This is a genomic window from Vibrio barjaei (assembly GCF_001639065.2).
GTDB lineage: Bacteria > Pseudomonadota > Gammaproteobacteria > Enterobacterales > Vibrionaceae > Vibrio > Vibrio barjaei.
In genome coordinates, this window is the sequence record NZ_LQXO02000026.1 from 16,982 (window position 1) to 42,704 (window position 25,723).

Below are 25,723 nucleotides of genomic sequence, written 5' to 3' on the forward strand. Positions count from 1 at the left end.
AAGAACACAATGGCAGAAGAGACTTTAGAACAACCTAAGAACAACAAAAAACTGTTGTTCATAATTATCGCGGCGTTGGTGCTATTGCTGGCTGCTGGTAGTGTTGCCTATTGGTTGCTTGGCTCTGAAGAGACGTCAGTAAGTGCACCAGTGGCACAAAGCGGCGCAGCAGCGGTGACAGTCGACCCAATCTCGTATGTGAATATCGCCCAACCATTTATCTTTAATGCCACTGGTAAACAACGCGATCGTGTTGTTCAGATCAAAGCACAGCTTATGGTGCGCGGCCTAGATAACGAAGAAGTGGCGCGTTATCACTCCCCTTTAATTGAAAGTACATTGCTGTCGACGTTTGCGTCGGCGACGGTTGAGCAACTACGCAGCACGAATGGCCGCGTTGAATTACGTGACCAAGCTACCGCGGATGTTCAAGCCAGTTTGTCTCAGGTTGTCGGTAAGCCTGTAGTCGAAAGAGTGTTATTTACCGATTTTGTAATCCAGTAGGTATTGTGTGACCGATTTATTAAGCCAAGACGAAATTGATGCGCTTCTCCATGGAGTAGACGATGTCGATGAAGTTGAAGATGAGTTAGATCAAGACCCCAATGATGTGGTGCATTTTGACTTCTCGTCGCAAGACCGCATTGTTCGTGGTCGAATGCCTACGCTCGAGCTTATCAATGAACGTTTTGCGCGCCATATGCGAATCAGCTTATTCAATATGTTGCGAAAAACCGCTGAAGTGTCGATTAACGGCGTTCAGATGATGAAGTTTGGTGAGTACCAAAACACCTTATACGTGCCAACGAGCTTGAACATGGTACGTTTTAGACCGCTAAAAGGGACCGCTCTCATTACTATGGAAGCTCGTTTGGTCTTTATTTTGGTAGAGAACTTCTTTGGTGGCGACGGCCGTTTTCATGCCAAGATTGAGGGTCGAGAATTTACCCCAACAGAGCGCCGTATCATTCAGTTGTTGATGAAAACCGTTTTCGAAGACTATAAGGAAGCGTGGTCGCCAGTTATGGGGGTTGAGTTTGAGTATTTGGACTCAGAAGTGAACCCTAGCATGGCGAATATTGTCAGCCCAACCGAAGTTATTGTGGTCAGCTCGTTCCATATCGAAGTGGATGGCGGTGGTGGTGATTTCCACGTAGTGATGCCGTACTCTATGGTAGAGCCTATTCGCGAATTACTCGATGCAGGTGTCCAGTCGGATAAGATGGAAACCGATGTCCGTTGGAGTAGTGCCTTGCGTGAAGAAATCATGGATGTTCCGGTGAACTTCCGTGTAAACCTGTTAGAAAAAGACGTATCACTTCGCGATCTTATGGAGTTGCAAGCCGGAGATATCATTCCTATCGATATGCCGGAAAATGCCACCATGTTTGTCGAGGAATTGCCGACGTTCAGAGTGAAGATGGGACGAACTGGCGAGAAAGTTGCCGTACAAATTTCCGAAAAAATAAGACGCCCAGATGTAGTGAAAACCGACTTAGCTTTCCTTGGTAAGGATATTATGGCTGAGTTGGAACATGTGGAAGACGCAGACGAAGAATAACCAGAGTAGATATAAATAATGACGATTAGTGACGACCAAAAACTTGCAGACGAATGGGCAGCCGCTTTGGGTGAAGATCCAATGGCACCCGAAATTGATGTGGATGAAGTACTCGCCGCACCACTGGACGAACTGCAAGACTCGCCAGCGCCGATTTCAGAGGATGAGCGTCGTAAACTGGATACGATTATGGATATTCCAGTGACCATCTCTATGGAAGTTGGCCGTTCACAAATTAGTATCCGCAACCTACTACAACTGAACCAAGGTTCGGTGGTGGAATTAGACCGTATTGCCGGTGAATCACTTGATGTCATGGTGAATGGTACCTTGATTGCCCATGGTGAAGTGGTTGTAGTAAACGACAAGTTTGGTATTCGTTTGACGGATGTCATCAGTCAAACCGAGCGAATTAAGAAGTTACGTTAATATGGCGATAAAGCTTTTGTCTAAAGTTCTGCTAGTGGCAGCTTCAGTGGGAGGGGCTTCGACGGCGGTTGCCTCTCAAGAGAATGCTCCACTAAGCGCTTCTGGCTCTCCATTTGACCTAGCGACTACGCTAGGTTCTTTAGTGTTAGTCATTCTAATAATTCTTGGTTTGGCATGGGTGTTAAAACGCATGAAAGTGCCCTCGTTGGTCAATCAGCAAGGGCTTAAGATTGTTAGGCAAATTCCGGTCGGGACAAAAGAACGTATTGCTATAGTGCAGGCGGGCGAAGAGCAGTTTTTGGTGGGCATTACCTCGCAGTCGATTCAGCTCATTTCAAAGCTGGAGACACCACTAGAGGAAGCCGACACAGCTCAACCTGCGTTTGCTGCGCAGCTATCGAAATTGATGAAGAAACCGAATTCCCATGACTAACTTAACTCGACTGATTTTTATCTGTTTGACGTTGCTTCTTGCGCCGCTGTCATGGGCAGAAGAGGCGGTAGCGACACCAGTACCGAGTAATGCTGCGTTAGATACGGGTGTAACTGTCACCGCTATGCAGAATGACCGCGGGGCAGGGGGCAGCGCCACCTCAAGCTCGTTTGGTACTGGGCCTGGTATTCCGGCGTTCACCATGAAAACCAATCCTGATGGCAGCGAAGACTACTCAGTAAACTTGCAGATTTTGGCACTGATGACGATGTTGGGCTTTTTGCCTGCCATGGTTATTTTGATGACTTCATTTACCCGTATCGTGGTTGTGATGTCGATACTACGACAAGCGATGGGTCTGCAACAAACTCCATCTAATCAGGTGATTATTGGTATCGCGATCTTCTTGACGTTTTTCATCATGTCACCGGTATTGAATCAGGTGAATGACCAAGCAATTCAACCCTACTTGAATGAACAAATCACGGCAAAAGAAGCGTTTGATCAAGCACAAGGTCCGATGAAATCCTTCATGCTGAAGCAGACGCGAGTAAAAGATTTGGAAACGTTTGTTGAAATGTCCGGTTCGACGGCACAAAACCCAGAAGATGTGTCAATGGCGGTATTGATTCCGGCATTCATTACTTCAGAGTTGAAAACAGCATTTCAGATCGGCTTTATGTTGTTCTTACCATTTTTAATTATCGACTTGGTAGTAGCGTCGATACTAATGGCGATGGGTATGATGATGTTGTCGCCAATGATCGTATCGCTACCATTCAAATTGATGTTGTTCGTGTTGGTGGATGGATGGAACTTAATACTGTCCACGTTGGCCGGCAGTTTTGCCTTGTAGCTGGAGATAATCGATGACTCCAGAGGTATTTGTTGAACTGTTTAGAGACGCATTATGGATGGTGTTGATCCTCGTCTGCGCCATTGTAGTGCCAAGTCTCCTTGTCGGTTTAGTGGTGGCAATTTTCCAAGCTGCTACGTCTATCAACGAACAGACGTTGAGTTTCCTACCAAGATTGATAGTCACCATATTGGCGTTGATTGGCTTTGCTCACTGGGGTACTCAGATGATGATGGAGTTTTTCTATGAAATTATAGAGAGACTGCCACAGGTACTCTGGTAATAACGTTATGGAGTACCCTACCAGCGCTGTACTCGAATGGATCAGTAATTACTTTTGGCCTTACGTCCGTATTTCCGCCATGTTGATGGTGATGTCGGTAACGGGAGCCAACTTTGTGTCACCTAGAATTCGATTGTTTTTGGGGTTAGCGCTGACACTGGCTGTCATGCCTTCTATCCCTGCCGTTCCGCAAACTATCGAGTTGTTTTCTTTCCAAGGCTTTCTTACCGTCGCAGAACAGATACTGATTGGCACTGCGATGGGGATGACGACTGTCTTCATGATTCAGACATTTGTTATGCTAGGTCAGATCCTCGGTATGCAATCGAGTCTGGGTTTTGCTTCTATGGTCGACCCGGCAAATGGTCAAAATACTCCTTTGCTTGGTCAGCTGTTTATGTTCCTTGCCACGATGTTTTTTTTGGCAACGGATGGTCATTTGAAAATGATTCAACTGGTGGTGATGAGCTTTAAGACGCTGCCTATTGGGTCTGGGCATCTTTCGAGCGCTGACTTTCGCGAGATGGCTGGTTGGTTGAGTATTATGTTTCAAACTGCGTTGAGTATGGCCTTAGCCGGGATTATCGCTCTATTAACAGTGAACTTGTCGTTTGGTGTGATGACTCGTGCGGCACCGCAGTTGAATATTTTCTCTCTTGGTTTTGCCTTTGCATTGTTGATTGGTTTGATGATTTGTTGGTACATCATGGCTGGCCTGTACAGTCACTACCAATTGTATTGGCTCGAAGTGGAAGGTCAGGTATGTCGCTTGATCGACCTGAACTGTTAAGCGAGTAGGAGGCTGACGATGGCAGAATCAGATGGCCAAGAACGCACCGAAGACGCCACACCCCAGCGGCTTAAACAAGCTCGTGAAAAGGGGCAGGTGGCACGTTCGAAAGAGTTAGCGTCCGTCTCTGTGCTTATTGTAGGTGCGCTTTCGCTTATGATGTTTGGCGAAGGGCTCGCGCGCGCTTTGTTTGGTTCTATGTCTAGGCTGTTCGACTTGAGCCGAGAGGAAATCTACGATTCAACCAAACTGTTTGATGTGGCGCTTGGTGCACTTTCTAGTCTACTGCTCCCACTTCTGCTTATCCTGTTTGTTTTATTTGTTGCGGCGCTAATCGGCGCTGCTGGTGTTGGCGGTATTAATTTTTCCGCAGAAGCGGCCATGCCGAAGTTATCTAAAATGAACCCGCTTAGTGGCCTTAAACGCATGGTCGGAATGCAAAGCTGGGTCGAGCTGATCAAGTCGATTTTAAAGGTAACGCTGGTGGCGGGGATGGCGTTCTATCTGGTTAACGCCTCCAGGGCGGACTTGTTCCAGCTTAGTATGGAAGTCTTTCCACAAAACATTTTTCACGCGCTTGATATTTTACTTAACTTTATCTTGTTGATTAGTGCGACACTTTTAATTGTGGTCGCCATCGATATTCCATTCCAGATTTGGCAGCATGCGAATCAACTTAAAATGACCAAGCAAGAAGTCAAAGATGAGTTTAAAGATACCGAAGGTAAACCCGAGGTGAAGGGACGGATTCGAATGTTACAAAGAGAAGCCGCCCAGCGAAGAATGATGGCAGAAGTGCCGCAGGCCGACGTTATTATTACCAACCCGGAGCACTTCTCTGTAGCGCTGCGCTATAAACAAGGACAAGACAAAGCGCCAGTTGTGGTTGCGAAGGGTATCGATCACATGGCACTCAAGATACGAGAAGTGGCTAGAGAGCACAGCATCTATGTCATTCCTTCGCCTCCGCTAGCGCGTTCTCTTTATCATACAACAGAACTGGAACAGGAGATTCCAGATGGTTTGTTTGCCGCGGTTGCTCAGATATTGGCGTATGTGTATCAGCTAAAACAATACCGTAAAAAAGGCGGACAACGGCCGACATTGCAAAACGACCAAATCAGTATTCCTAAAGATATGCGCTACTAGCCCAATTTTCGGCATTGGTGTCAAAATAATGACGCCTTTCTTGGCTTAATTCTTGCTTTTTCTCAAGTCATTATAGGAAAAACAATACGCCGCTTAATATAGAGTGGTAGTGCAGTGATGTAGTACATGAAGTTAACTTTACCTTTTGCCGACAGGTTACCGACGATTCCTCGTCGTGCATTACCTGCGATTGGTGCGCCAGTGATGGTTCTCGCAGCGCTTGCGATGATCGTACTGCCGATCCCGGCATTTCTTCTCGACCTGTTTTTTACCTTCAACATCGCGTTAGCGATGGTGGTGCTATTGGTGTCGGTTTATACCCGTCGTCCTCTCGACTTTGCTGCTTTTCCGACGGTGTTGCTCATCGCTACTTTGCTGCGTTTGGCACTAAACGTTGCTTCGACTCGAGTGGTGTTACTGTATGGTCACGAGGGAAGTGGTGCAGCGGGTAACGTTATTGAAGCCTTTGGTAACGTAGTGATTGGCGGTAACTACGCGGTTGGTTTAGTCGTGTTTATGATTTTGATGATCATTAACTTTATGGTGGTTACCAAAGGTGCGGGGCGAATCTCTGAAGTCAGTGCTCGCTTTACTTTGGATGCCTTGCCAGGTAAGCAAATGGCCATCGATGCAGACTTAAACGCCGGTCTTATTGATCAAGAGCAGGCTAGGACGCGTCGATTTGAAGTAACCAAAGAAGCGGATTTCTACGGTTCGATGGATGGTGCATCAAAGTTCGTCAAAGGCGATGCCATCGCCGGTATTCTGATTCTGTTCTTAAACATTGTTGGTGGCTTGAGTATTGGTATGATGCAGTACTCACTCAGTTTTGGTGAAGCCATCCAAATCTACACGCTATTGACCATTGGTGATGGTCTCGTAGCACAGATTCCATCACTTCTCCTCTCTATAGCTGCGGCAATCATGGTAACCCGTCAAAATACTGACGAGGATATGGGCCAACAGGTTGTTTTCCAACTGTTTGATAATCCAAAAGCTCTAACCATTACGGCGGGGATCCTAGGCGTGATGGGTATTGTGCCTGGCATGCCTCATTTTGCTTTCTTGATGCTGGCATTGATCGCGGGCTTAGGCGCTTACTGGTTACACAGAAAACAAGCTAAGAAAGAGGAACAGAAGAATCTTCCTGCTGAGATCAGCAGCAACGAAACCTCGTCAACACCCAAAGAACTGTCTTGGGATGATGTGCACCCTGTGGATGTTATTGGCTTGGAAGTGGGTTATCGATTGATACCACTTGTTGACCGAGACCAAGGTGGTGAATTACTCGAGCGTGTTAAAGGAGTTCGTAAAAAGCTGTCACAAGACTTTGGCTTCCTCATTCCTGCTGTTCATATTCGAGATAACCTAGAGCTAACACCAAATTCCTATCGAATCACGTTGATGGGTGTCGCGGTGGGTGAAGCGGAAATTCGCCCTGACCAAGAGTTAGCCATAAACCCAGGACAAGTTTATGGCTTGATCGATGGAGAACAAACTATCGATCCAGCATTTGGACTTGAGGCGGTCTGGATTCAGGAAGCACAGCGAGAGCATGCTCAAGCACTAGGCTATACCGTTGTGGATTCATCTACCGTGTTGGCAACTCACTTAAGTCAACTGCTGACCAACAATGCGGCGCAATTGCTTGGGCACGAAGAAGTGCAAAACCTTCTTGAAATGCTGGGACGCAGTGCGCCAAAACTGGTCGAAGATTTTGTACCAGAACAATTGCCTTTGGGAACTGTGGTGAAAGTCCTGCAAAACTTGCTACATGAAGCCATACCAATCAGAGATATTCGAACTATTGTGCAAACTTTGGCCGAGTATTCCGGTAAGAGTCAAGAACCTGACGTTTTAACAGCAGCAGTTCGGATAGCGTTGAAACGACTAATTGTTCAGGAAATCAATGGAATAGAGCCAGAATTGCCAGTAATTACTCTTATTCCTGAGCTGGAACAAATATTGCATCAAACAATGCAAGCTTCCGGTGGTGAATCAACCGGAATTGAACCTGGATTAGCCGAACGACTGCAAGCATCGCTAACTCAAGCGACACAAGAGCAAGAGCTAAAAGGTGAGGCAGCAGTGCTGCTGACATCAGGGGTATTACGTTCGACATTGGCGAAGTTTGTGAAAAATACCATTCCAAACTTACGTGTATTGTCTTACCAAGAAATTCCAGATGAGAAACAAATCAGAATTGTGCAAGCCGTTGGTAATTAGCGGTTTGGATGGAAAATGGATGTAACAGTTGAAAATTAAACGATTTTTTGCCAGAGATATGCGTCAGGCACTGCTCCAAGTGAAAGAAGAACTTGGTGCTGAAGCAGTGATCATGTCCAATAAAAAAGTGGCGGGTGGGGTAGAAATCGTTGCTGCCGTCGATGGTGATAGTTCATCATCGGAACCACGTCAGATGCAAAGCAACGCATTGGCGGCGCCAACACGTCCACAAAGCGGCTATGACGGTGGTCGCCAGACCAATGACCGTTATGCTGATGGTAGAAGCCAGAACAGTGGACGCAACCTCAAGGATGACGTTGTGAATCTCAATCAAAAAAGTTCAGCAAGCACACCGTCGGTCACCGATCGATTTGCCAATATGCTTAAGAATTATCGTGGTGCTGACAGCAACGCGAGTAAAAGCGCATCGACACCGCCAGATTCTCTTTCCGCTTTGTTAGAAAGACAGTCGGAGCGAACCAAGTCGGTCAGTGATGGCTATCAAAACAGCGACCGATATCAATACGCGCAAGAAAATCGCTCAGATTTTGACACTCGTGATAATCGTTCGAGCCTACTTTCCACAGGACGTCATCAATTGGCTGAAAATAGCTCAGATGCACCGCGCCGAGGCTCCAATCCACGTGACGCTAAAATCGGTGAAGAGCTCGAAGCGATGAAGGAAGATATGTCATCTATCCGTCGTCTTCTTGAACATCAGGTGTCCGGTTTAATGTGGCAAGAAGTTGAGCGACGAGAGCCACTTCGAGCCATGCTAATCAAACGATTAGAAAGAATGGGTCTGTCCCCAGAGCTTTCCGACCAGCTTGCTTGTTATATCCCAGAAGATACGCCTCCTCAAAAAGCATGGAAAGCGTTATTGTCTTTAGTCTCAGATCAAATCGTAGTGAGCAAGCAAGATATTCTGCGCAAAGGTGGGATAGTCGCGTTACTTGGGCCTACAGGGGTTGGTAAAACGACGACGGTGGCTAAGCTAGCGGCAAGAGCTGCCATGGAATATGGCTCTGACAATGTAGCGCTAGTCACAACGGACACCTACCGAATTGGTGCTCATGAGCAATTATCCATTTATGGCAGAATTATGGGATGTCCCGTCAGAGTTGCTAAAGATTCTGAAGAACTTGCCGATGTACTATATCAGTTAAGAAACAGACGATTAGTGCTAATTGATACCGCAGGTATGGGGCAGCGAGACGTTAGGCTTTCCGAACAGCTCGATACGCTGATGCAGGAGAGCGGAGAAGTAATACATAGCTACTTGGTGCTACCGGCGACAGCGCAGCGTCAAGTGTTGCAAGAAACGTTAGACCACTTTAGACGCATCCCGTTATCAGGATGCATTATGACTAAGTTGGATGAGTCGTTAAGCTTGGGCGAATTTATCAGTGTTGTAGTACAAAATGCGCTACCAGTCACCTATATTGCCAATGGACAACGGGTGCCAGAAGACATTGTAATTGCGCAGCCCAAATATATGGTCGCGAAAGCGAACGAACTATTAGAGAAGTCGACAGAGAATGAACCCCACTTCTGGAACAGCGATATGGAGGGGGTTTAGGTGCAAGCGAATATGACAAATAACATGATACATGACCAAGCGAGTGGCCTAAGACGTTTGACTCAGCCAACGTTGACGAAGGTAATTTCAGTTACTGGCGGTAAAGGTGGTGTTGGTAAATCCAATGTGACGCTTGGACTTGCAATCTGTATGGCTCGTCAAGGTAAAAAAGTAATGGTGTTGGATGCCGACTTAGGTCTGGCAAATGTCGACGTCATGCTTGGTATTCGACCTAAGAAAAACCTCGGCCATGTATTAGCAGGCGAATGTGATTTAAAAGATGCTATTGTCGAAGGTCCTCACGGCATTCGAATTATCCCAGCGACATCTGGCACGCAAAGCATGACGGAGCTAAGTCATGCTCAACATATGGGATTGATTCGAGCGTTTGGTAGCTTAGAAGAAGAAATGGACGTCTTGCTTGTTGATACCGCAGCAGGCATTTCCGATATGGTGGTGAGTTTTTCTCGCGCAGCGCAAGATGTAGTAGTGGTGGTTTGTGATGAGCCAACCTCAATTACCGACGCTTACGCGCTTATCAAGCTACTTAGTCGAGAGCATCAAGTTCAGCGCTTCAAAGTGGTGGCGAATATGGTTCGTAGCTATCGAGAAGGGCGAGAATTGTTTACAAAATTGACATTAGTCACAGAACGATTCCTCAATGTGAGTCTTGAGTTAGTCGCATGTATCCCATTAGATGATAAAGTGCGACAAGCAGTGAAGAGACAAAAAATAGTAGTTGATGCATTTCCACGCTCACCTGCTGCTTTAGCGCTAAGTTCTTTGGCGAACAAAGCGTTAACTTGGCCAATTCCAAAAGTACCAAGTGGACACTTAGAGTTTTTTGTCGAAAGGTTACTAAATAGACCAGAAGCGCTAGAGGAACCGTTTAGTGAATAAAGCTTTGACCTATGACCAACATGCCAATTTGAGTGGTCAGCAAGCTTTCTTAGAGAAGTACTCAGTATTGGTGAAGCGTATTGCCCACCATTTAATTGGGCGACTTCCACCGAACGTGTTGGTTGAAGACTTGATTCAGGCTGGAATGATCGGCCTGATTGAAGCACAAAAAAATTACGATTGCAGTAAAGGCGCGAGCTTCGAAACCTATGCAGGGATTCGGATTCGAGGAGCCATGCTTGATGATATTCGTCGCGGTGATTGGGTGCCACGTTCGGTACATAAACATAGCCGTGATATCTCCCAGGCCATTTCGGTGTTGGAAGTCGAACTTAATCGAGATCCAACCGATTCTGAGGTGGCTAACTATTTGGGGCTGAGTCTTGCTCAATACCACAAAGCTCTGACCGATATTAATTGTTCGAAGTTGGTGGGAATAGAAGATTTAGGCGTTTCGGAAGATTCTGTCTCTGTTTCAGATGAAGAAGATAATACTCCGTTTCAAGGTGTCGCGGACGATGCGTTCCGTGAAGCGTTAATAGAATCAATAAAATCGCTACCAGAGCGTGAAGCATTAACGTTATCCTTGTATTATGACGAAGAGTTAAATTTGAAGGAGATAGGTGAAGTATTGGGCGTCAGCGAATCGCGCGTTAGTCAAATATTGAGCCAATCGATGCAGCGTCTTCGCACCAAGCTAAGTGCTTGGACAGATAATAATTAATAAACACTGATCTTGCTTTCAGTGGAGGCAATTTTGAATAAAAACATGAAAATCCTTATTGTTGACGACTTTTCAACAATGCGCCGTATTGTCAAAAACCTTCTACGCGACTTGGGCTTTAGCAACACGCTAGAAGCTGATGACGGTTTAACGGCACTACCAATGCTCAAGAAGGGCGATTTTGACTTTGTCGTAACCGATTGGAATATGCCAGGCATGCAAGGTATCGATCTACTACGACACATCCGAGCGGATGAAGAACTTAAACACCTACCCGTTCTTATGATCACTGCAGAAGCTAAACGCGAGCAGATCATCGAAGCGGCGCAAGCTGGTGTAAATGGTTACATCGTTAAACCATTTACCGCAGCAACACTAAAAGAAAAATTAGACAAAATTTTCGAGCGTTTATAACGCGCTCATCATAGCGAATGGCTATATCAGAATGATTTCATTAGAACAAGCTAAGCAGCTTGTTGATTTGTTGGAAAACGACAAACAACAAGAAGCCAATGAGCTGGTCATGATGATTCAAGGCGGCAACGAAAGTCGAGTACTTCAAGAAGTTGGCGCTCTGACTCGTGACCTGCACGATGCTTTAAAGGAATTCAGCATTGATACGCGTCTTAATGAGATTGCCAATGATGAAATCCCTGAAGCTCGCGACCGCTTAGAATACGTCATCAACAAGACGGAAATTTCTGCCAATACCACAATGGACGCGGTAGAACGTTGTCTGCCTATGGCGGACAATCTCCATGAATGTTTATTACAAGTTCGTCCACAGTGGAACGAGCTAATGCATGGCAGGCTTGAGCTAAAACAATTTAAAGACCTGTGTCATCGTATTGATGATCTACTTAGTCAGGTGGAAGGGGATGGTACCGAACTGCGTACTCAGCTCACCAACATTCTAATGGCGCAGGATTTTCAAGACCTTACTGGACAAATCATTCGCCGCGTTATCACTTTAGTCAGTGAAGTGGAAACGAGGCTGGTGGAAATCTTGAAAGTGTTCAGTGACGAACAACAACCAATAACAACAAAACCAAAGCAGGCACCAGTTGGCGTCGAGGGACCGATTATTAACCCTCATGAGAGAGACGATGCCGTCTCTTCGCAAGACGAAGTCGATGATTTGCTTTCGAGTCTTGGGTTTTAGGGGTGGACAATGAGCTACGAATTAGATGAAGAGATTCTACAGGACTTTCTAGTAGAAGCGGGTGAGATACTCGAGTTGCTTTCAGAGCAGCTAGTCGAACTAGAGAACAACCCTGAAGATAAAGATCTTTTGAATGCGATATTTAGAGGCTTTCATACCGTAAAAGGTGGTGCGGGATTTCTAGCATTAACTGAACTTGTTGATACCTGCCATGGTGCCGAAAACGTCTTCGATATCCTTCGAAACGGCCAGCGCTCAGTGAGTGCCAGTCTGATGGATACCATGCTTAAAGCGTTAGACACCGTTAACCATCAGTTCCAATCAGTTCAGAACATGGCTCCGATTGAACCTGCCGATCCTGCACTGCTCGAGGAACTTCATCGCCTAAGTAAGCCAGAGTCCGCAGATGAGGCTGTAGCTCCTACGGTTGAAATCCCAGAACCTCCGACCGTCTCTGAGCCAGAACTCAGTGTGGTTGAATCTACAACGGTGGTGCAAGGCGACTCCATCGATGACATTACTCAAGATGAGTTTGAGCGTCTTTTAGATGAGCTTCATGGCAAAGGCAGTGGCCCGAGTAAAGTTGCGGCTGCGCCTACCATTTCCGCGGTGGATAGTGCGCCCGTGGCGCCAGCGGAACTTAGTTCGTCAGACATCACGGACGATGAGTTTGAAAAACTGTTGGACGAACTGCATGGTGTTGGGAAGGGACCTTCTGCGTCAGATGTTGCCCCAGCGGCGACACCTGTAGTGGCCTCTAAGCCAGAGATTAAAGATACACCTGCAGGATCTGACAGCGGTGATTTGATGACGGACGAAGAGTTCGAAAAACTGCTGGATGAATTGCATGGTGTCGGCAAGGGGCCTTCTCCAGATGAACTGGATGTAGCAACAAAACCTGCTTCTCAAAACGTTGCAGCGGCGACGATTGAGCCTAAAGTAGCAGAACCTACCAAAACGGCGGCACCCGCTGTTGCACCAGCCCCAGAAAAATCCTTACCAGCGGAAAGCAAGAACACGGCAGTACAGGTCAAGAAACCACAGGCCGAAGCAACAGTTCGCGTTGATACTTCAACATTGGATACCATCATGAACATGGTTGGTGAGCTGGTGTTGGTCCGTAACCGCTTAGTAAGTCTTGGTCTAAACAGCAATGATGAAGAGATGTCTAAAGCGGTATCCAATCTCGATGTTGTGACAGCAGATCTGCAAGGCGCGGTAATGAAAACCCGCATGCAGCCTATCAAGAAAGTCTTCGGTCGCTTCCCACGAGTGGTGAGAGACTTGGCGCGTAGCCTTAACAAGGACATCGTTCTTGAAATGCAAGGTGAAGATACCGACCTTGATAAGAACTTAGTTGAAGCCCTAGCGGATCCGCTGATTCACTTGGTTCGAAACTCGGTTGACCATGGTGTGGAGATGCCAGATGTTCGTGAACAGTCAGGTAAATCTCGCACAGGTAAGATAACGCTTTCTGCCTCGCAAGAAGGTGACCATATCGAACTTGCCATTATCGATGATGGCGGTGGTATGGACCCTGAGAAGTTGCGCGCTATCGCAGTAAAACGCGGCATGATGGATGAGGATGCCGCGTCTCGTCTAACCGACAAAGAATGCTTTAATCTTATCTTTATGCCGGGCTTCTCAAGTAAGGAAAAGATCTCGGATATATCGGGTCGCGGCGTAGGCATGGATGTGGTGAAGACCGCCATTAATACCTTAAACGGCTCTATCGATATTGACTCAGAGCTCGGCAAAGGCACCAAAATTACCATTAAAGTTCCGCTTACATTAGCGATACTTCCGACCTTGATGGTGGGCGTGGGGGGTAATCCATTTGCACTGCCTTTGGCAAGCGTGAATGAAATTTTCCACCTAGATTTAAGCCGTACCAATGTGGTTGATGGTCAGCTGACGATCATTGTTCGTGATAAGTCTATTCCTCTGTTCTATCTGCAAAACTGGCTCGCACCGCATGCGGGTCGAGCGGAACAGCGCACGGGTCATGGGCATGTGGTTATTGTTCAGATAGGCAGTCAGCGTGTTGGCTTTGTTGTGGATACTTTGATCGGCCAAGAAGAGGTGGTGATTAAACCGCTAGATAGCCTATTACAAGGTACACCGGGCATGGCTGGCGCAACCATAACCAGTGATGGCCACATTGCATTGATATTAGACGTACCTGACTTACTTAAGCAGTACGCAGCGGCATCGCGTATCTAATTTAAGGAAGTCTATGTCACTTAAAGTACTAGTCGTCGACGACTCGAGTTTTTTCCGCAGACGTGTTAGCGATATTATTAATGCGGCACCTCGCTTAGAAGTGGTTGATGTTGCTGTGAATGGCAAAGAGGCAGTCGAAAAGGCGCTGTCTCTAAAACCCGATGTGATCACAATGGATATAGAGATGCCAGTTATGGATGGCATCTCTGCAGTACGTGAGATCATGGCGTCTCAGCCGACCCCGATACTTATGTTCTCGTCTTTGACGCATGAAGGTGCGAAAGCGACTTTGGATGCGCTGGAAGCCGGTGCTTTAGACTTCATACCAAAGAAGTTTGAAGATATTGCGCGTAACAAAGACGAAGCTGTCAACTTGTTGCAGCAACGTGTGCAGCAAATTGCTAGCCGCCGTGCATTGTTACGCCGAACACCTATTCGCCCAATCTCAAGACCAACAGGCACGGTAACATCAAGAATTGCTGCTTCACGTGTTGAACCTGCAACTAGTGCTGTCAAGACTGCCGCGCCAGTGACCTCAGCCGCACGTTTTCGTGCTAGTGGTAAATCATATCAACTGACAGCGATTGGTACTTCAACGGGCGGACCGGTCGCTCTGCAAAAGATCTTAACCAAGTTACCTGTTAATTATCCTCACCCGATTTTGCTTGTTCAGCATATGCCTGCGACGTTCACTGCGGCCTTTGCGGCACGACTTAATTCCCTTTGCCAAATTACGGTCAAAGAAGCGGCGGATGGCGATATGTTGCAACCTGGCGTTGCATATTTGGCGCCCGGCGGAATGCAGATGATGCTTGAGGGACGCCCTGGGAATACCAAGATCCGCATCATTGATGGTGGCGAACGCATGAATTATAAACCTTGTGTTGATGTCACTTTTGGTTCTGCTGCCAAGATTTATCAAGACAAAGTGCTGTCGATGATATTAACTGGAATGGGTGCAGATGGCAGAGAAGGCGCTCGTATGCTTAAAGCTGCGGGATCGACTATTTGGGCTCAAGACGAAGAGTCTTGCGTAGTTTATGGCATGCCTCAGGCTGTAGCGAAAGCAGGTATTTCGACGGAAGATCTGCCGTTGGAGCGCATCGCCGAACGTATTTTAGTAGAGCTCAAGAGGCACTAACTATGATTGTTTGGAGCGTGGCTAACCAAAAAGGTGGAGTGGGAAAAACCACTACCACGGTAACTTTAGCGGGACTATTGAGTCAAAAGGGGCATCGAGTTTTGTTAATCGATACCGACCCTCATGCGTCATTGACCACCTATCTGGGTATGGATTCGGACGAGCTGACTCATAGCTTGTTTGATTTGTTCCAACTGAAAGAATTCAGTGAGACACGCGTTAAAGCGTTAATTCACCAGACCGAGATAGATAATATTGATATTTTGCCTGCTCATATGTCGCTGGCGACACTCGATCGCGTTATGGGCAATCGCAGTGGTATGGGACTTATCTTAAAACGCGCATTATTGGCACTTCGTGATGAGTACGATTATGTGTTGATAGACTGTCCACCAATACTAGGTGTGATGATGGTTAATGCGTTGGCGGCGAGTGATAGGATTTTAATCCCAGTGCAGACCGAGTTTTTAGCTATGAAAGGGCTGGAAAGAATGGTGCGGACGTTGGCTATCATGCAGAAGTCACGTCAACGTCCATTCAAAGTAACTATTGTCCCTACCATGTATGACAAACGGACTCGTGCATCTTTACAAACCCTGACTCAGCTTAAACACGATTACCCATCGCAAGTTTGGAGCTCCGCAGTACCTATCGATACTAAATTTAGAGATGCAAGTCTTAAGCACTTACCTGCGTCGCATTTTGCCGCAGGAAGTCGTGGCGTATTTGCCTATAAGCAGTTGCTGATTTATCTAGAGAGGTTGGCTCAAGATGAAAGCTGATACGGCTCCCCTCTCCAGCGAACAGGCGCTAGACGATTACTTTACGTCATTATTGGGGCTAGAAGATGGCTTTGATCTCGATAATGGTGAGTCTGAGCAAATCGAAGAGAGTGAACCGGGTTCTCATGTTGAATCTTCAGAAGCTGAGGCATCCACAGAGATCCAAAACTCACAATCTACGTGGCAGCCTGAAGTTCAGTTAAGCCAACCAAAAGAAGTAGCACGCTCCTACGACGAACTTATCGCGGAAGCTGAACAGCCCGATCTGCAACATCTTGAGAAGCTGTTTAGTGGATTGCAGCATCAGCCAGAAGTTCAGGCTCTCGAAGAGTCAATAGTTACTGAGCCAGAGGTGGCAGTTCAGGTTGAGTCAGGGCAAGTTGTTGTTGAACCAGCAACTGAAGAGATTCAATCGTGGGATCTTGAAGTAACCTCTGATGTAACTCGTGGCATTAAAGTTGACTCTGAAATTGCCGATACAGTTGAGGTAGAACTTGATACCGCAGATGCTGGTTCTATTGAACAGAACGTTTGGCAAAATGGCGAACGCACAGAGGGTTTTCAGGTGCTGTATTTTGACGTCAATGGTATGACGTTTGCTGTACCTCTGGATGAGCTGGGTGGTATCCACCAGATTGGGGAATTAAACCATTTGATTGGTAAACCCGCTTGGTATCTGGGACTGCAGTCGAGTCGTGATAGCCAACTTGATGTGGTGGATACGGCGATGTGGGTAATGCCAGATGTTCTCAATGACGATAGCTACAAAGATGCCTATGAGTATATTGTGATGTTAGGTGAGAGTCATTGGGGACTCGCATCCACAGAACTTAAAGGTACTGAGCTACTTAGGCCAGAAGCGGTGCGCTGGAGAGAGAAATCCGGTAAGCGTCCTTGGCTTGCTGGGATGGTAAAAGAACAAATGTGTGCGTTAGTTCATGTGTCTGAGCTAATTGACATGCTTAATGCTGGATTAGATGTTAAATCGGTACAGTAACCAACAAAATTAATGCTATTTGCTTCCATTTTTATCATGAAGCAAGGCAGAAATGAATTGAGAGGAAGACTATGTCTCAAACGATGGATGTTGAACTAAGAAAAGATCAAGCTAACGATGAAGTACTGCAATGGGTGACGTTTCAGTTAGAAGAAGAAACCTACGGCATCAATGTTATGCAAGTTCGAGAAGTACTTCGTTATACAGAGATAGCGCCTGTACCTGGAGCACCAGATTACGTATTGGGCATTATTAACCTGCGTGGCAACGTGGTCACGGTGATTGATACTCGTTCACGCTTTGGTCTGATGCCTGGTGAAATCACTGATAATACTCGTATCATTGTTATCGAATCTGAACGTCAAGTTATTGGCATTTTAGTCGACAGCGTGGCTGAAGTAGTTTATCTGCGCTCCTCTGAAATTGATACTACGCCAAGTGTTGGTACAGATGAAAGCGCGAAGTTCATTCAAGGGGTGAGCAACCGTGAAGGCAAACTATTGATTCTTGTTGACCTAAATAAACTGCTCTCGGAAGATGAGTGGGACGAAATGGCTTACCTATAATGATTGACTCTGTGTCTTTGATGTCACCACTGCTTTGGGGAGCGGTGGCATTAGCAATTATTCTCTTTGTATGGTTGGTAAAGGTTCATCGTGGCCTGAATCTGCATAAGGCACATGCTCGTCAGCAAAAGCGAGCGTTAGAGAAAGATGTAGAAAAGTGCAATAAACAGCTTCTTGAAGTACGTTCAGTGCTAGTTGGACTTGGTCAGAAAGTATCTGAACAAGAGGAAATTATAGCTCACTTAACCGAGCGTATTATTGAGCTGGAAAATGTCGATAGTGATGGTCGTTTGTACACTCGCGCTAACAAAATGGTCAAACTGGGAGCGGATATCAACGAGCTTATCGAAGAGTGCGAACTACCAAAGGCGGAAGCAGAGCTGATGCTTTCGCTGCAGAACAAAATTGCGGGCAAAGAAAAAGTGCCGCCTTTACACAAGGCAAAACAACCTGTTCGAGTACCTGCTAACCAAGGTTATTCCTCCCTTAAAAAGAATAGATAGGCGTAACGGAACATCAATAACCCATTGATGTTCTTGTTCTATTTTAATAACAACGTTAACAATTCTTTACCTTTTTCTAGTCGTCATAGGTATACGGTTTGCTATTCTATGGTTCGGTATGATATGACAGATTAAGAAAATATATACTACTTTGTGGGTATATATTTCGTTTTAAGAACAGCAATTTATAGTTTCTTACCAAGTTTCGTGAAGCGAGTTTGATCATTATCGTTTAACGCTATTTTAGCTATGGTAAGATGGACGCCCTGTCGAACCAGTACGTAAATGAATGTTAGAAGTAACAAAATTAACAGCGATTCGCGATGACCGCGTATTATTTGAGAATTTATCTTTTTCTTTACAATTAGGCGATCTCGTACAGATTGAGGGCCGAAACGGTACCGGTAAAACTACGCTGATGCGTATTGTTGCTGGACTGGGAGATAAAGAAGAAGGTGAGATCAAATGGAACGGTGAAAAAATCGAATCCAGTCGGGAAGATTATCACCAATCTTTGTTGTTTCTAGGACACCAAACTGGCGTCAAACGCGATCTTACCGCGTTCGAAAATCTAAAGTTTTATCAGTCTATTCATGCTCCTGACACATCGACGGAACAGATTTTTTCTGCGTTAACTCAAGTCGGCCTTGCTGGTCGAGAAGATGTACCTGTTGCTCAACTTTCAGCAGGTCAACAACGCAGAGTAGCATTGGCTCGTCTTTGGCTCAGTAAGCAACCATTGTGGATTTTGGATGAACCACTGACAGCGATCGACAAGCAGGGTGTTAAAGTGCTAGAAGATCTATTTCTCAATCATGCGGAACAGGGCGGTATCGTATTGTTAACGACTCACCAAGATATGTTTAGCGACAATCCTAAGCTCAAAAAGATCAAACTTGGAGAGTAGTATGATTGCGTCCATGATGAAAATAATCCGTCGAGAGCTACTCATTGCATTTCGTCGTCAAGCCGATATTTTCAATCCACTATGGTTTTTCATCATAGTGATTACTCTTTTTCCATTAAGTATCGGGCCTGAGCCAAACTTACTGGCGCGTATTGCTGCTGGTATTGTGTGGGTAGCCGCTTTGCTTTCTGCACTCTTGTCATTGGAGCGACTGTTTAAAGATGACTTCCAAGATGGGTCTCTTGAACAGATGATGCTCATGCCTATTCCCCTGCAACTGGTTGTTATAGCTAAAATTATCGCTCACTGGTTGCTGACAGGACTGCCTCTTATCATTATTAGTCCACTGCTGGCGATTTTGCTATCACTGGACTCAAATACATGGATTGCTGTCGTCTTAACTTTATTGGTGGGGACACCTACCTTGAGTTTTATAGGCGCTATCGGTGTTGCATTGACTGTAGGGTTGCAAAAAGGTGGGGTGCTACTGAGCTTGCTCGTATTGCCTCTCTATATTCCTATTCTAATATTTGCTACTTCTGCGATTGATGCTGCATCATTGGGTGTTGCGTATAATGGTCAGTTAGCTTTGCTAGCTGCTATGTTAGCCGGAGCCATGACTCTGACTCCGTTTGCTATCAGTGCCGCACTAAGAGTTAGCGTAAACTAAAAATATACCACGCTTACATTGCCGATTCGGCGATGAGAGAAATGTCGTCAAAGAGTGAGAAACACTATGTGGAAATGGCTCCATCCTTATGCCAAACCCGAAACCACTTACCAATTGTGCGGTAAGCTTTTACCATGGTTTGCCACGATAGCATTGCTATGCTTATCTATCGGCACCATCTGGGGGCTTGCGTTTGCACCTGCAGATTATCAACAAGGTGACAGCTTCCGTATTATCTATATTCATGTCCCTTCTGCGATCTGGTCTATGGGTGTGTATATGTCGATGGCGATTGCAGCATTTATTGGCTTGGTGTGGCAAGTTAAACTGTCTAGCTTAGCCGCACTAGCTATGGCGCCGATCGGTGCTGTATTTACATTTATTGCCTTACTTACTGGCGCAGTTTGGGGTAAACCGATGTGGGGAGCATGGTGGGTTTGGGATGCTCGTTTAACTTCCGAGTTGATTCTGTTATTCCTCTACTTGGGTGTTATCGCTCTTTACCATGCGTTTGACGATCAAAAAACTGCGGCTAAGGCGGCGGGCATTTTGGCGATAGTTGGTGTCATCAACCTACCCATTATCCATTTCTCGGTAGAATGGTGGAACACGTTACACCAAGGTGCAACGATTACTAAGTTCGCTAAGCCATCTATTTCGAGCGACATGTTATGGCCACTGCTACTGAATATTTTCGGATTTGCCTTCTTCTTCGGAGCTGTGACGATGATTCGTTTACGTAATGAGATCATCAATAAAGAGGGGCATCGCCCGTGGGTGATCAAACTGGCTGAACAAGCCAAGCAAAGAGGTTAGATATTATGCATTTTGAATCTTTGGGTGATTTTTTCGCTATGGGAGGTTATGCCTCCTATGTTTGGAGTGCATTTGGCATCACCTTTTTGTCCATGATTATTCTTCTTGTGACTAGCGTGTCACGAGGAAAAAAACTACTTAAAGACGTTCAAGCTAAAGTCGATAGGCAGGCGCGTATCGAAGCAGCGAAAAATATGGAGAACACTCTATGAACCCAAGGCGTAAGAAAAGGCTCGGCATTATTCTGGCCATTTTCATTGGTATCGGTGCGACTGTTGGCTTGATCATTTATGCACTTAATCAAAACATGGATCTGTTCTATACACCAACGGAATTGGTGAATGGTAAGAAAGACGGCTCAAAACCTGAAATTGGCCAACGTCTGCGTATTGGTGGAATGGTGGTTGCAGGTTCGGTAAGTCGTGATACAGAATCACTGCGCGTCAGCTTCGATTTAGCTGATGTCGGTCCTAAGGTGACAGTGGTTTATGATGGTATTCTTCCTGACTTGTTCCGTGAAGGGCAGGGCATTGTTGCTCAAGGAGTATTAGTGGAGCCTACTAAGATTGAGGCTTTTGAAGTACTAGCTAAGCACGATGAAGAATACATGCCTCCTGAAGTAGCAGAAGCTATGAAGAAGACGCATGAACCACTGCAATATTCTCAAGAACAGAAACAAGGAAGCGGTCAATGATTGCTGAAATTGGTCACTTTGCACTGATACTCTCGTTGAGTTTATCTGTGCTACTCAGTATTTTGCCGCTCATAGGCGCATCGAAAAACAACACATTGCTAATGAACACAGCAAGGCCCCTCTCTTGGGGTATGTTCATTATGCTGCTGTTGTCCTTTGTTATTCTCGAGTGGGCGTTTTACGTTAACGACTTTACGTTGCAGTATGTGGCGAATAACTCGAATACTCAGTTGCCTTGGTACTACCGTCTAACGGCAGTATGGGGTGCTCACGAAGGCTCACTGTTACTTTGGGTGCTGATTCAAGCGGCTTGGACCGTAGCTGTAGCTAGCTTTAGCCGTGGTATGCCTCAAGAGTCAGTCGCGCGAGTGCTAGCAGTGATGGGCATGATTACAGTAGGTTTCTTACTGTTTATTATTGTTACGTCAAACCCATTCTTAAGAACGTTACCTTTCTTCCCAGTTAACGGACGAGATCTCAACCCACTGTTGCAAGACCCTGGTTTGATCATCCACCCTCCAATGCTTTATATGGGTTATGTCGGCTTCTCGGTTGCGTTCTCATTTGCGATTGCATCATTGATGTCAGGTCGCTTGGATACTGCCTGGGCTCGCTGGTCTCGACCTTGGACAACCGCTGCATGGGTTTTCCTAACGCTAGGTATCGCACTGGGTTCATGGTGGGCATATTATGAGCTTGGCTGGGGTGGCTGGTGGTTCTGGGATCCAGTTGAAAATGCCTCGTTCATGCCTTGGTTAGCGGGTACCGCATTAATGCACTCATTGGCAGTGACTGAAAAACGCGGCACGTTCAAAGCTTGGACGGTATTGTTGGCGATTTCAGCATTCTCTTTGAGTTTGTTGGGTACCTTCTTAGTACGTTCCGGCATTTTGGTCTCAGTACACGCATTTGCCTCCGATCCGTCGCGCGGTATGTTTATCCTTGGTTTCTTAGTATTCGTGATAGGTGGTTCATTACTGCTGTTTGCTTTGAAAGGTGCCTCGGTGAGAGTACGTGGTAACTTCGACTTGCTGTCACGTGAAAACGCGCTGTTGGGAAACAATGTTCTGTTGATGGCAGCACTCGTCGTGGTGCTTGTTGGTACTTTGCTACCACTTGTTCATAAACAGATTGGTTTGGGCTCGGTATCGATCGGTGCGCCATTCTTTAATATGTTGTTTACTTGGCTAATGGTGCCATTCGCGTTCCTACTGGGTATTGGCCCTCTGATTCGTTGGAAGCGTGACAAAATGTCGACGCTTATTAAGCCAATGGTCATCTCTGGTGTTATCTCACTCGCTTTCTCTGCGCTGATGGTAACCGTTTTGGCTGAATACTTTACAGGTCTCGCATTCCTTGGATGGTTGATGGCATCTTGGATCATTACCATGCATGGTTTTGAACTTTACGAGCGTGCAACTCACCGCCACAGTTTTGCTAAAGGCATTACTAAGCTACCTCGCAGCCACTGGGCGATGATGTTGGGTCACATCGGCTTAGCGGTAAGCGTGATTGGTATCGCTATGGTGCAAAACTACAGCATTGAGCGCGATGTGCGTTTAGCACCGGGTGAGCATTACCAGATTAATGACTACGATTTCTACTTCAAGGGTCTGCGTGACAAAGATGGCCCTAATTACGATGGTTATATCGCTGACTTTGAAATCACCAAAGATGGTAAATACATCAACACCCTTCATGCAGAAAAGCGTTTCTATCGCACTGCTAAGTCTATGATGACTGAAGCCGCTATCGACCGTGGAGTGACTCGTGACTTGTATATTGCGATGGGTGAGCGTCTAGATGATGGTAAGTCATGGGCAGTTCGTATCTACCACAAACCGTTTGTTCGTTGGATTTGGTTAGGTGCACTGATTATGTCTATCGGTGGTGCATTAGCTATCAGTGATAAACGTTACCGTTTCAGAAAGACAGCGAAGGCGGAAGGAGACGCATAATGAATAAGAAGATCCTATTTATTCCTTTAGTCGCATTTCTAATTCTGGTGTCGGTCTTTGCCGTTCAGCTAGGGCGTAACCAGGCTGGGGACGATCCTACCAAGCTAGAATCGGTGCTGATTGGCAAACACGTTCCAGAGTTTCGTTTAGAAGATCTTGCCGAGCCTGGAAAGCTATACAATCAGGATATCTTCAAAGGTGAGCCTTTACTGCTTAATGTTTGGGCCACATGGTGTCCAACTTGTTATGCCGAGCACCAATATCTCAATGAGCTTGCGGGGAATGGCGTTAAAATCATCGGTTTGAACTACAAAGATCAACGTAACAAGGCGATTCAATGGCTTAATGAGTTGGGTAATCCTTACTTGATTAGCCTGTTCGATGGTGATGGCATGCTAGGTCTCGATTTAGGGGTTTACGGTGCGCCGGAAACCTTCTTAATCGATGCTAATGGTGTGATTCGTTACCGTCACGTTGGCGATGTGAACGCTCGTAACTGGAGTGAGAAACTTCAGCCTCTATATCAGCAAATGTTAGAGGAGGCGAAAAAATGAAAAAGTGGTTAATCGCTTTAGCTTCTTCATTAGTGCTCGCGTTGGCAGCTAATGCTGCAATCGAAGTTCATGAATTTGACTCGTTAGAACAGGAAAACCAGTTCAAAGAGCTAAACCACACGCTGCGTTGCCCTAAGTGTCAAAACAATACTATAGGTGACTCTAATGCTGAGCTTGCTGTAGACCTTCGTCAGAAAGTCTATGAGATGACCAAAGAAGGTAAATCTAAGCAAGAGATTATCGACTATATGATCGCTCGCTACGGTAACTTTGTGACTTATAATCCACCGCTGACATTCGCAACGGCGATCCTCTGGGTTGGCCCGTTATTTGTCGTGGTGTTCGGTTTTGGTCTGATTGTGATGCGCAGTCGTAAGAACCGCGCTAAGCAAACTGAGCAAGCAGGCAGCGAGTGGAGCGATGAAAAAGAAGCTCAACTGAAAGCGTTGCTGGATGAAAAAGAGACTGGAGATAAGCAGTAATGACACTTTTTTGGATATCAACAGTCGGTCTTGTTGTCGTTGCAATCGCACTGCTGGCAATCACTCTTAGCAGTAAGAAAACCAACAACGATGAACAGCTTCGTGATGAATTAAACAAGGCATTCTATAAAGATCGTCTTTCAGAGTTGGAAGTAGAAAACGAAGAAGGCTTGGTAGAGAACCAACAAGACTTAATCGATGACCTTAAACAATCACTGCTTGACGATATTCCACAACAGCAGCAACAAACCGAGAAATTCAATATTTCGCCAATGGCGATACTGATTCCTTCAGTTGCTTTGGTTGTGATCTTGACTTACGGCATGTACATGCATTTTGGTGGCGCAACCAAGGTGAAAAATTGGCAAGAAGTCACAGCTAACCTTCCTGAATTGTCCAAGAAGCTGATGGCGGGTTCGGCTGAGCCAATGACTGAAGATGAGATGCAAGATCTTACTTTGGCATTGCGTACACGTTTGCACTATCAGAAAGACGATGCAACGGGCTGGTTGCTATTAGGTCGAATCGCCCTTGCGAATCGCGACGTGACAACCGCAACAGACGCGATGGAAAAAGCCTATCGCTTAACGCCTAATGATGCGGATGTTAAGTTAGGTTACGCTCAAGCTCTGATGATGTCTCAAGATGAAATGGACAATAATCGTGCAAGAAGCCTGCTTACTAGTTTGATTCAAGAAGAGTATGTAGATCTTCGCGTGTTCTCGCTATTAGCATTTGACGCATTTGAGCGTGAAGACTTCTCTGGTGCTATCCGTTACTGGTCGATTATGCAGAAAATGATTGGTCCAGAAGACAGCCGCTATGAAATGCTTTCTCGAAGCATTGAGAGCGCTAAAGCTCGTATGGGTGAGCCGATTGTTCAAGGTAAGTCTGTGGCGGTGACGATTTCACTAAGTCCCGATGCTCGTATTCCCGAAGATGCAGCACTAATTGTCTCAGTACACCCAGCAGACGGTTCGCCAATGCCAGTTGCGGCAGCGCGCTATCCGCTAGGTACTTTCCCACGCACTGTTGTTTTGGATGACAACAACAGCATGATGGAAGGCCGTAAGCTATCAAGTTTAGATGGCCTTATCGTGAGAGTACGCATTGACAGTGATGGCAATGTTGCGACTCGCGATGGCGATTGGTTTGGTGAAAGCCAGCCTGCTGAATTAGGTGATACCGTGGAGGTGTCCATTAATCAGCAGTACTAATGCCTATAACATATAGTCATACTGATTAATAAATATTGGCCTAGATTGTTGCTTTAACTAGCCTGTGTAGTTGCATACCGCTATACTCATTACTAGTGGTTATAACAACAATCTAGAGCTT

At 46.0% G+C, this 25,723-nt stretch carries 29 protein-coding genes; all 29 read left to right on the forward strand.

Going from position 1 to position 25,723, the window contains the following annotated elements; all coding sequences use genetic code 11:
* Positions 1-9: 9 nt before the first annotated feature.
* A complete protein-coding gene (gene fliL / locus AWH66_RS12690; protein ID WP_063606418.1) occupies positions 10-504 on the forward strand; it encodes a flagellar basal body-associated protein FliL in 495 nt (164 codons plus the stop codon).
* 7 nt (positions 505-511) lie between these two features.
* Entirely contained in the window at positions 512-1,561 is a 1,050-nt protein-coding gene (gene fliM, locus AWH66_RS12695) for a flagellar motor switch protein FliM (protein WP_006069969.1), read from the forward strand.
* An 18-nt stretch (positions 1,562-1,579) separates the two neighbouring features.
* Entirely contained in the window at positions 1,580-1,990 is a 411-nt protein-coding gene (gene fliN, locus AWH66_RS12700) for a flagellar motor switch protein FliN (RefSeq protein WP_006069970.1), read from the forward strand.
* A 1-nt stretch (position 1,991) separates the two neighbouring features.
* Complete coding sequence (gene fliO, locus AWH66_RS12705; RefSeq protein WP_143081506.1) at positions 1,992-2,423, forward strand: flagellar biosynthetic protein FliO; 432 nt, start codon at positions 1,992-1,994, stop codon at positions 2,421-2,423.
* Positions 2,416-3,279 carry a flagellar type III secretion system pore protein FliP gene (gene fliP, locus AWH66_RS12710; RefSeq protein WP_063606419.1) on the forward strand — a complete coding sequence of 288 codons (864 nt, stop codon included), beginning with the start codon at positions 2,416-2,418 and terminating at the stop codon, positions 3,277-3,279. The genes fliO and fliP overlap by 8 nt, the downstream gene beginning before the upstream one ends.
* A gap of 13 nt (positions 3,280-3,292) precedes the next feature.
* The gene (gene fliQ, locus AWH66_RS12715) at positions 3,293-3,562 is read left to right on the forward strand and encodes a flagellar biosynthesis protein FliQ (protein ID WP_006069973.1); all 270 of its coding nucleotides are present in this window, start codon (positions 3,293-3,295) and stop codon (positions 3,560-3,562) included.
* 7 nt (positions 3,563-3,569) lie between these two features.
* Positions 3,570-4,352, forward strand: a complete 783-nt coding sequence (gene fliR / locus AWH66_RS12720) for a flagellar biosynthetic protein FliR (RefSeq protein ID WP_006069974.1) — start codon at positions 3,570-3,572, stop codon at positions 4,350-4,352.
* A gap of 18 nt (positions 4,353-4,370) precedes the next feature.
* Positions 4,371-5,501, forward strand: a complete 1,131-nt coding sequence (gene flhB, locus AWH66_RS12725) for a flagellar biosynthesis protein FlhB (RefSeq protein ID WP_063606420.1) — start codon at positions 4,371-4,373, stop codon at positions 5,499-5,501.
* Between the two features lie 126 nt (positions 5,502-5,627).
* The gene (gene flhA, locus AWH66_RS12730) at positions 5,628-7,727 is read left to right on the forward strand and encodes a flagellar biosynthesis protein FlhA (protein WP_063606421.1); all 2,100 of its coding nucleotides are present in this window, start codon (positions 5,628-5,630) and stop codon (positions 7,725-7,727) included.
* A gap of 28 nt (positions 7,728-7,755) precedes the next feature.
* Positions 7,756-9,306, forward strand: a complete 1,551-nt coding sequence (gene flhF / locus AWH66_RS12735) for a flagellar biosynthesis GTPase FlhF (protein WP_063606422.1) — start codon at positions 7,756-7,758, stop codon at positions 9,304-9,306.
* 12 nt (positions 9,307-9,318) lie between these two features.
* Complete coding sequence (locus tag AWH66_RS12740) at positions 9,319-10,206, forward strand: MinD/ParA family protein (RefSeq protein WP_031495379.1); 888 nt, start codon at positions 9,319-9,321, stop codon at positions 10,204-10,206.
* Positions 10,199-10,930: an RNA polymerase sigma factor FliA gene (locus AWH66_RS12745; protein WP_063606423.1), complete on the forward strand. Its 732-nt coding sequence runs from the start codon at positions 10,199-10,201 to the stop codon at positions 10,928-10,930. The genes AWH66_RS12740 and AWH66_RS12745 overlap by 8 nt, the downstream gene beginning before the upstream one ends.
* Positions 10,931-10,975: 45 nt before the next feature.
* Complete coding sequence (cheY, locus tag AWH66_RS12750; protein ID WP_006069980.1) at positions 10,976-11,344, forward strand: chemotaxis response regulator CheY; 369 nt, start codon at positions 10,976-10,978, stop codon at positions 11,342-11,344.
* A 31-nt stretch (positions 11,345-11,375) separates the two neighbouring features.
* Positions 11,376-12,092 carry a protein phosphatase CheZ gene (locus AWH66_RS12755; RefSeq protein WP_006069981.1) on the forward strand — a complete coding sequence of 239 codons (717 nt, stop codon included), beginning with the start codon at positions 11,376-11,378 and terminating at the stop codon, positions 12,090-12,092.
* 9 nt (positions 12,093-12,101) lie between these two features.
* Positions 12,102-14,315 (forward strand): chemotaxis protein CheA, encoded by a 2,214-nt coding sequence (locus tag AWH66_RS12760; protein ID WP_063606424.1) that lies wholly within the window; start codon positions 12,102-12,104, stop codon positions 14,313-14,315.
* A 13-nt stretch (positions 14,316-14,328) separates the two neighbouring features.
* On the forward strand, positions 14,329-15,456 hold the full coding sequence (locus AWH66_RS12765; protein ID WP_063606425.1) for a protein-glutamate methylesterase/protein-glutamine glutaminase: 1,128 nt from the start codon (positions 14,329-14,331) through the stop codon (positions 15,454-15,456).
* A 2-nt stretch (positions 15,457-15,458) separates the two neighbouring features.
* Positions 15,459-16,238, forward strand: coding sequence for a ParA family protein (locus tag AWH66_RS12770; protein ID WP_006069984.1), 780 nt, complete (start codon positions 15,459-15,461; stop codon positions 16,236-16,238).
* On the forward strand, positions 16,228-17,235 hold the full coding sequence (locus AWH66_RS12775) for a chemotaxis protein CheW (protein ID WP_063606426.1): 1,008 nt from the start codon (positions 16,228-16,230) through the stop codon (positions 17,233-17,235). The genes AWH66_RS12770 and AWH66_RS12775 overlap by 11 nt, the downstream gene beginning before the upstream one ends.
* Before the next feature lie 71 nt (positions 17,236-17,306).
* Positions 17,307-17,801: a chemotaxis protein CheW gene (locus AWH66_RS12780; RefSeq protein ID WP_006069986.1), complete on the forward strand. Its 495-nt coding sequence runs from the start codon at positions 17,307-17,309 to the stop codon at positions 17,799-17,801.
* A complete protein-coding gene (locus AWH66_RS12785) occupies positions 17,801-18,304 on the forward strand; it encodes a DUF2802 domain-containing protein (protein ID WP_063606427.1) in 504 nt (167 codons plus the stop codon). The genes AWH66_RS12780 and AWH66_RS12785 overlap by 1 nt, the downstream gene beginning before the upstream one ends.
* A gap of 289 nt (positions 18,305-18,593) precedes the next feature.
* Positions 18,594-19,211, forward strand: coding sequence for a cytochrome c biogenesis heme-transporting ATPase CcmA (gene ccmA, locus AWH66_RS12790; protein WP_006069988.1), 618 nt, complete (start codon positions 18,594-18,596; stop codon positions 19,209-19,211).
* Between the two features lies 1 nt (position 19,212).
* The gene (gene ccmB, locus AWH66_RS12795; protein ID WP_006069989.1) at positions 19,213-19,881 is read left to right on the forward strand and encodes a heme exporter protein CcmB; all 669 of its coding nucleotides are present in this window, start codon (positions 19,213-19,215) and stop codon (positions 19,879-19,881) included.
* Between the two features lie 66 nt (positions 19,882-19,947).
* Complete coding sequence (locus tag AWH66_RS12800) at positions 19,948-20,697, forward strand: heme ABC transporter permease (protein WP_062457918.1); 750 nt, start codon at positions 19,948-19,950, stop codon at positions 20,695-20,697.
* A 5-nt stretch (positions 20,698-20,702) separates the two neighbouring features.
* Complete coding sequence (gene ccmD, locus AWH66_RS12805) at positions 20,703-20,909, forward strand: heme exporter protein CcmD (protein WP_006069991.1); 207 nt, start codon at positions 20,703-20,705, stop codon at positions 20,907-20,909.
* Positions 20,906-21,391 (forward strand): cytochrome c maturation protein CcmE, encoded by a 486-nt coding sequence (gene ccmE / locus AWH66_RS12810; protein WP_006069992.1) that lies wholly within the window; start codon positions 20,906-20,908, stop codon positions 21,389-21,391. The genes ccmD and ccmE overlap by 4 nt, the downstream gene beginning before the upstream one ends.
* Positions 21,388-23,349, forward strand: a complete 1,962-nt coding sequence (locus AWH66_RS12815) for a heme lyase CcmF/NrfE family subunit (RefSeq protein ID WP_038229391.1) — start codon at positions 21,388-21,390, stop codon at positions 23,347-23,349. The genes ccmE and AWH66_RS12815 overlap by 4 nt, the downstream gene beginning before the upstream one ends.
* A complete protein-coding gene (locus tag AWH66_RS12820; protein ID WP_006069994.1) occupies positions 23,349-23,903 on the forward strand; it encodes a DsbE family thiol:disulfide interchange protein in 555 nt (184 codons plus the stop codon). Before AWH66_RS12815 ends, AWH66_RS12820 begins: the two co-directional genes overlap by 1 nt.
* Entirely contained in the window at positions 23,900-24,385 is a 486-nt protein-coding gene (locus AWH66_RS12825; protein WP_063606428.1) for a cytochrome c-type biogenesis protein, read from the forward strand. The genes AWH66_RS12820 and AWH66_RS12825 overlap by 4 nt, the downstream gene beginning before the upstream one ends.
* Positions 24,385-25,602, forward strand: coding sequence for a c-type cytochrome biogenesis protein CcmI (gene ccmI, locus AWH66_RS12830; protein ID WP_063606429.1), 1,218 nt, complete (start codon positions 24,385-24,387; stop codon positions 25,600-25,602). Before AWH66_RS12825 ends, ccmI begins: the two co-directional genes overlap by 1 nt.
* The last annotated feature ends 121 nt before the right edge of the window (positions 25,603-25,723 follow it).

Coding starts and splice junctions, on each gene's coding strand:
- fliR (WP_006069974.1), top strand. CDS start 3,570: ATGGAGTACCCTACCAGCGCTGTACTCGAATGGATCAGTAATTACTTT.
- ccmA (WP_006069988.1), top strand. CDS start 18,594: ATGTTAGAAGTAACAAAATTAACAGCGATTCGCGATGACCGCGTATTA.
- fliP (WP_063606419.1), top strand. CDS start 2,416: ATGACTAACTTAACTCGACTGATTTTTATCTGTTTGACGTTGCTTCTT.
- ccmE (WP_006069992.1), top strand. CDS start 20,906: ATGAACCCAAGGCGTAAGAAAAGGCTCGGCATTATTCTGGCCATTTTC.
- AWH66_RS12780 (WP_006069986.1), top strand. CDS start 17,307: ATGTCTCAAACGATGGATGTTGAACTAAGAAAAGATCAAGCTAACGAT.
- fliL (WP_063606418.1), top strand. CDS start 10: ATGGCAGAAGAGACTTTAGAACAACCTAAGAACAACAAAAAACTGTTG.
- cheY (WP_006069980.1), top strand. CDS start 10,976: ATGAAAATCCTTATTGTTGACGACTTTTCAACAATGCGCCGTATTGTC.
- AWH66_RS12785 (WP_063606427.1), top strand. CDS start 17,801: ATGATTGACTCTGTGTCTTTGATGTCACCACTGCTTTGGGGAGCGGTG.
- AWH66_RS12825 (WP_063606428.1), top strand. CDS start 23,900: ATGAAAAAGTGGTTAATCGCTTTAGCTTCTTCATTAGTGCTCGCGTTG.
- AWH66_RS12760 (WP_063606424.1), top strand. CDS start 12,102: ATGAGCTACGAATTAGATGAAGAGATTCTACAGGACTTTCTAGTAGAA.
- flhA (WP_063606421.1), top strand. CDS start 5,628: ATGAAGTTAACTTTACCTTTTGCCGACAGGTTACCGACGATTCCTCGT.
- ccmI (WP_063606429.1), top strand. CDS start 24,385: ATGACACTTTTTTGGATATCAACAGTCGGTCTTGTTGTCGTTGCAATC.
- fliO (WP_143081506.1), top strand. CDS start 1,992: ATGGCGATAAAGCTTTTGTCTAAAGTTCTGCTAGTGGCAGCTTCAGTG.
- fliQ (WP_006069973.1), top strand. CDS start 3,293: ATGACTCCAGAGGTATTTGTTGAACTGTTTAGAGACGCATTATGGATG.
- AWH66_RS12775 (WP_063606426.1), top strand. CDS start 16,228: ATGAAAGCTGATACGGCTCCCCTCTCCAGCGAACAGGCGCTAGACGAT.
- fliN (WP_006069970.1), top strand. CDS start 1,580: ATGACGATTAGTGACGACCAAAAACTTGCAGACGAATGGGCAGCCGCT.
- AWH66_RS12770 (WP_006069984.1), top strand. CDS start 15,459: ATGATTGTTTGGAGCGTGGCTAACCAAAAAGGTGGAGTGGGAAAAACC.
- AWH66_RS12800 (WP_062457918.1), top strand. CDS start 19,948: ATGTGGAAATGGCTCCATCCTTATGCCAAACCCGAAACCACTTACCAA.
- AWH66_RS12820 (WP_006069994.1), top strand. CDS start 23,349: ATGAATAAGAAGATCCTATTTATTCCTTTAGTCGCATTTCTAATTCTG.
- ccmB (WP_006069989.1), top strand. CDS start 19,213: ATGATTGCGTCCATGATGAAAATAATCCGTCGAGAGCTACTCATTGCA.
- ccmD (WP_006069991.1), top strand. CDS start 20,703: ATGCATTTTGAATCTTTGGGTGATTTTTTCGCTATGGGAGGTTATGCC.
- AWH66_RS12740 (WP_031495379.1), top strand. CDS start 9,319: ATGACAAATAACATGATACATGACCAAGCGAGTGGCCTAAGACGTTTG.
- flhB (WP_063606420.1), top strand. CDS start 4,371: ATGGCAGAATCAGATGGCCAAGAACGCACCGAAGACGCCACACCCCAG.
- AWH66_RS12755 (WP_006069981.1), top strand. CDS start 11,376: ATGATTTCATTAGAACAAGCTAAGCAGCTTGTTGATTTGTTGGAAAAC.
- AWH66_RS12815 (WP_038229391.1), top strand. CDS start 21,388: ATGATTGCTGAAATTGGTCACTTTGCACTGATACTCTCGTTGAGTTTA.
- AWH66_RS12765 (WP_063606425.1), top strand. CDS start 14,329: ATGTCACTTAAAGTACTAGTCGTCGACGACTCGAGTTTTTTCCGCAGA.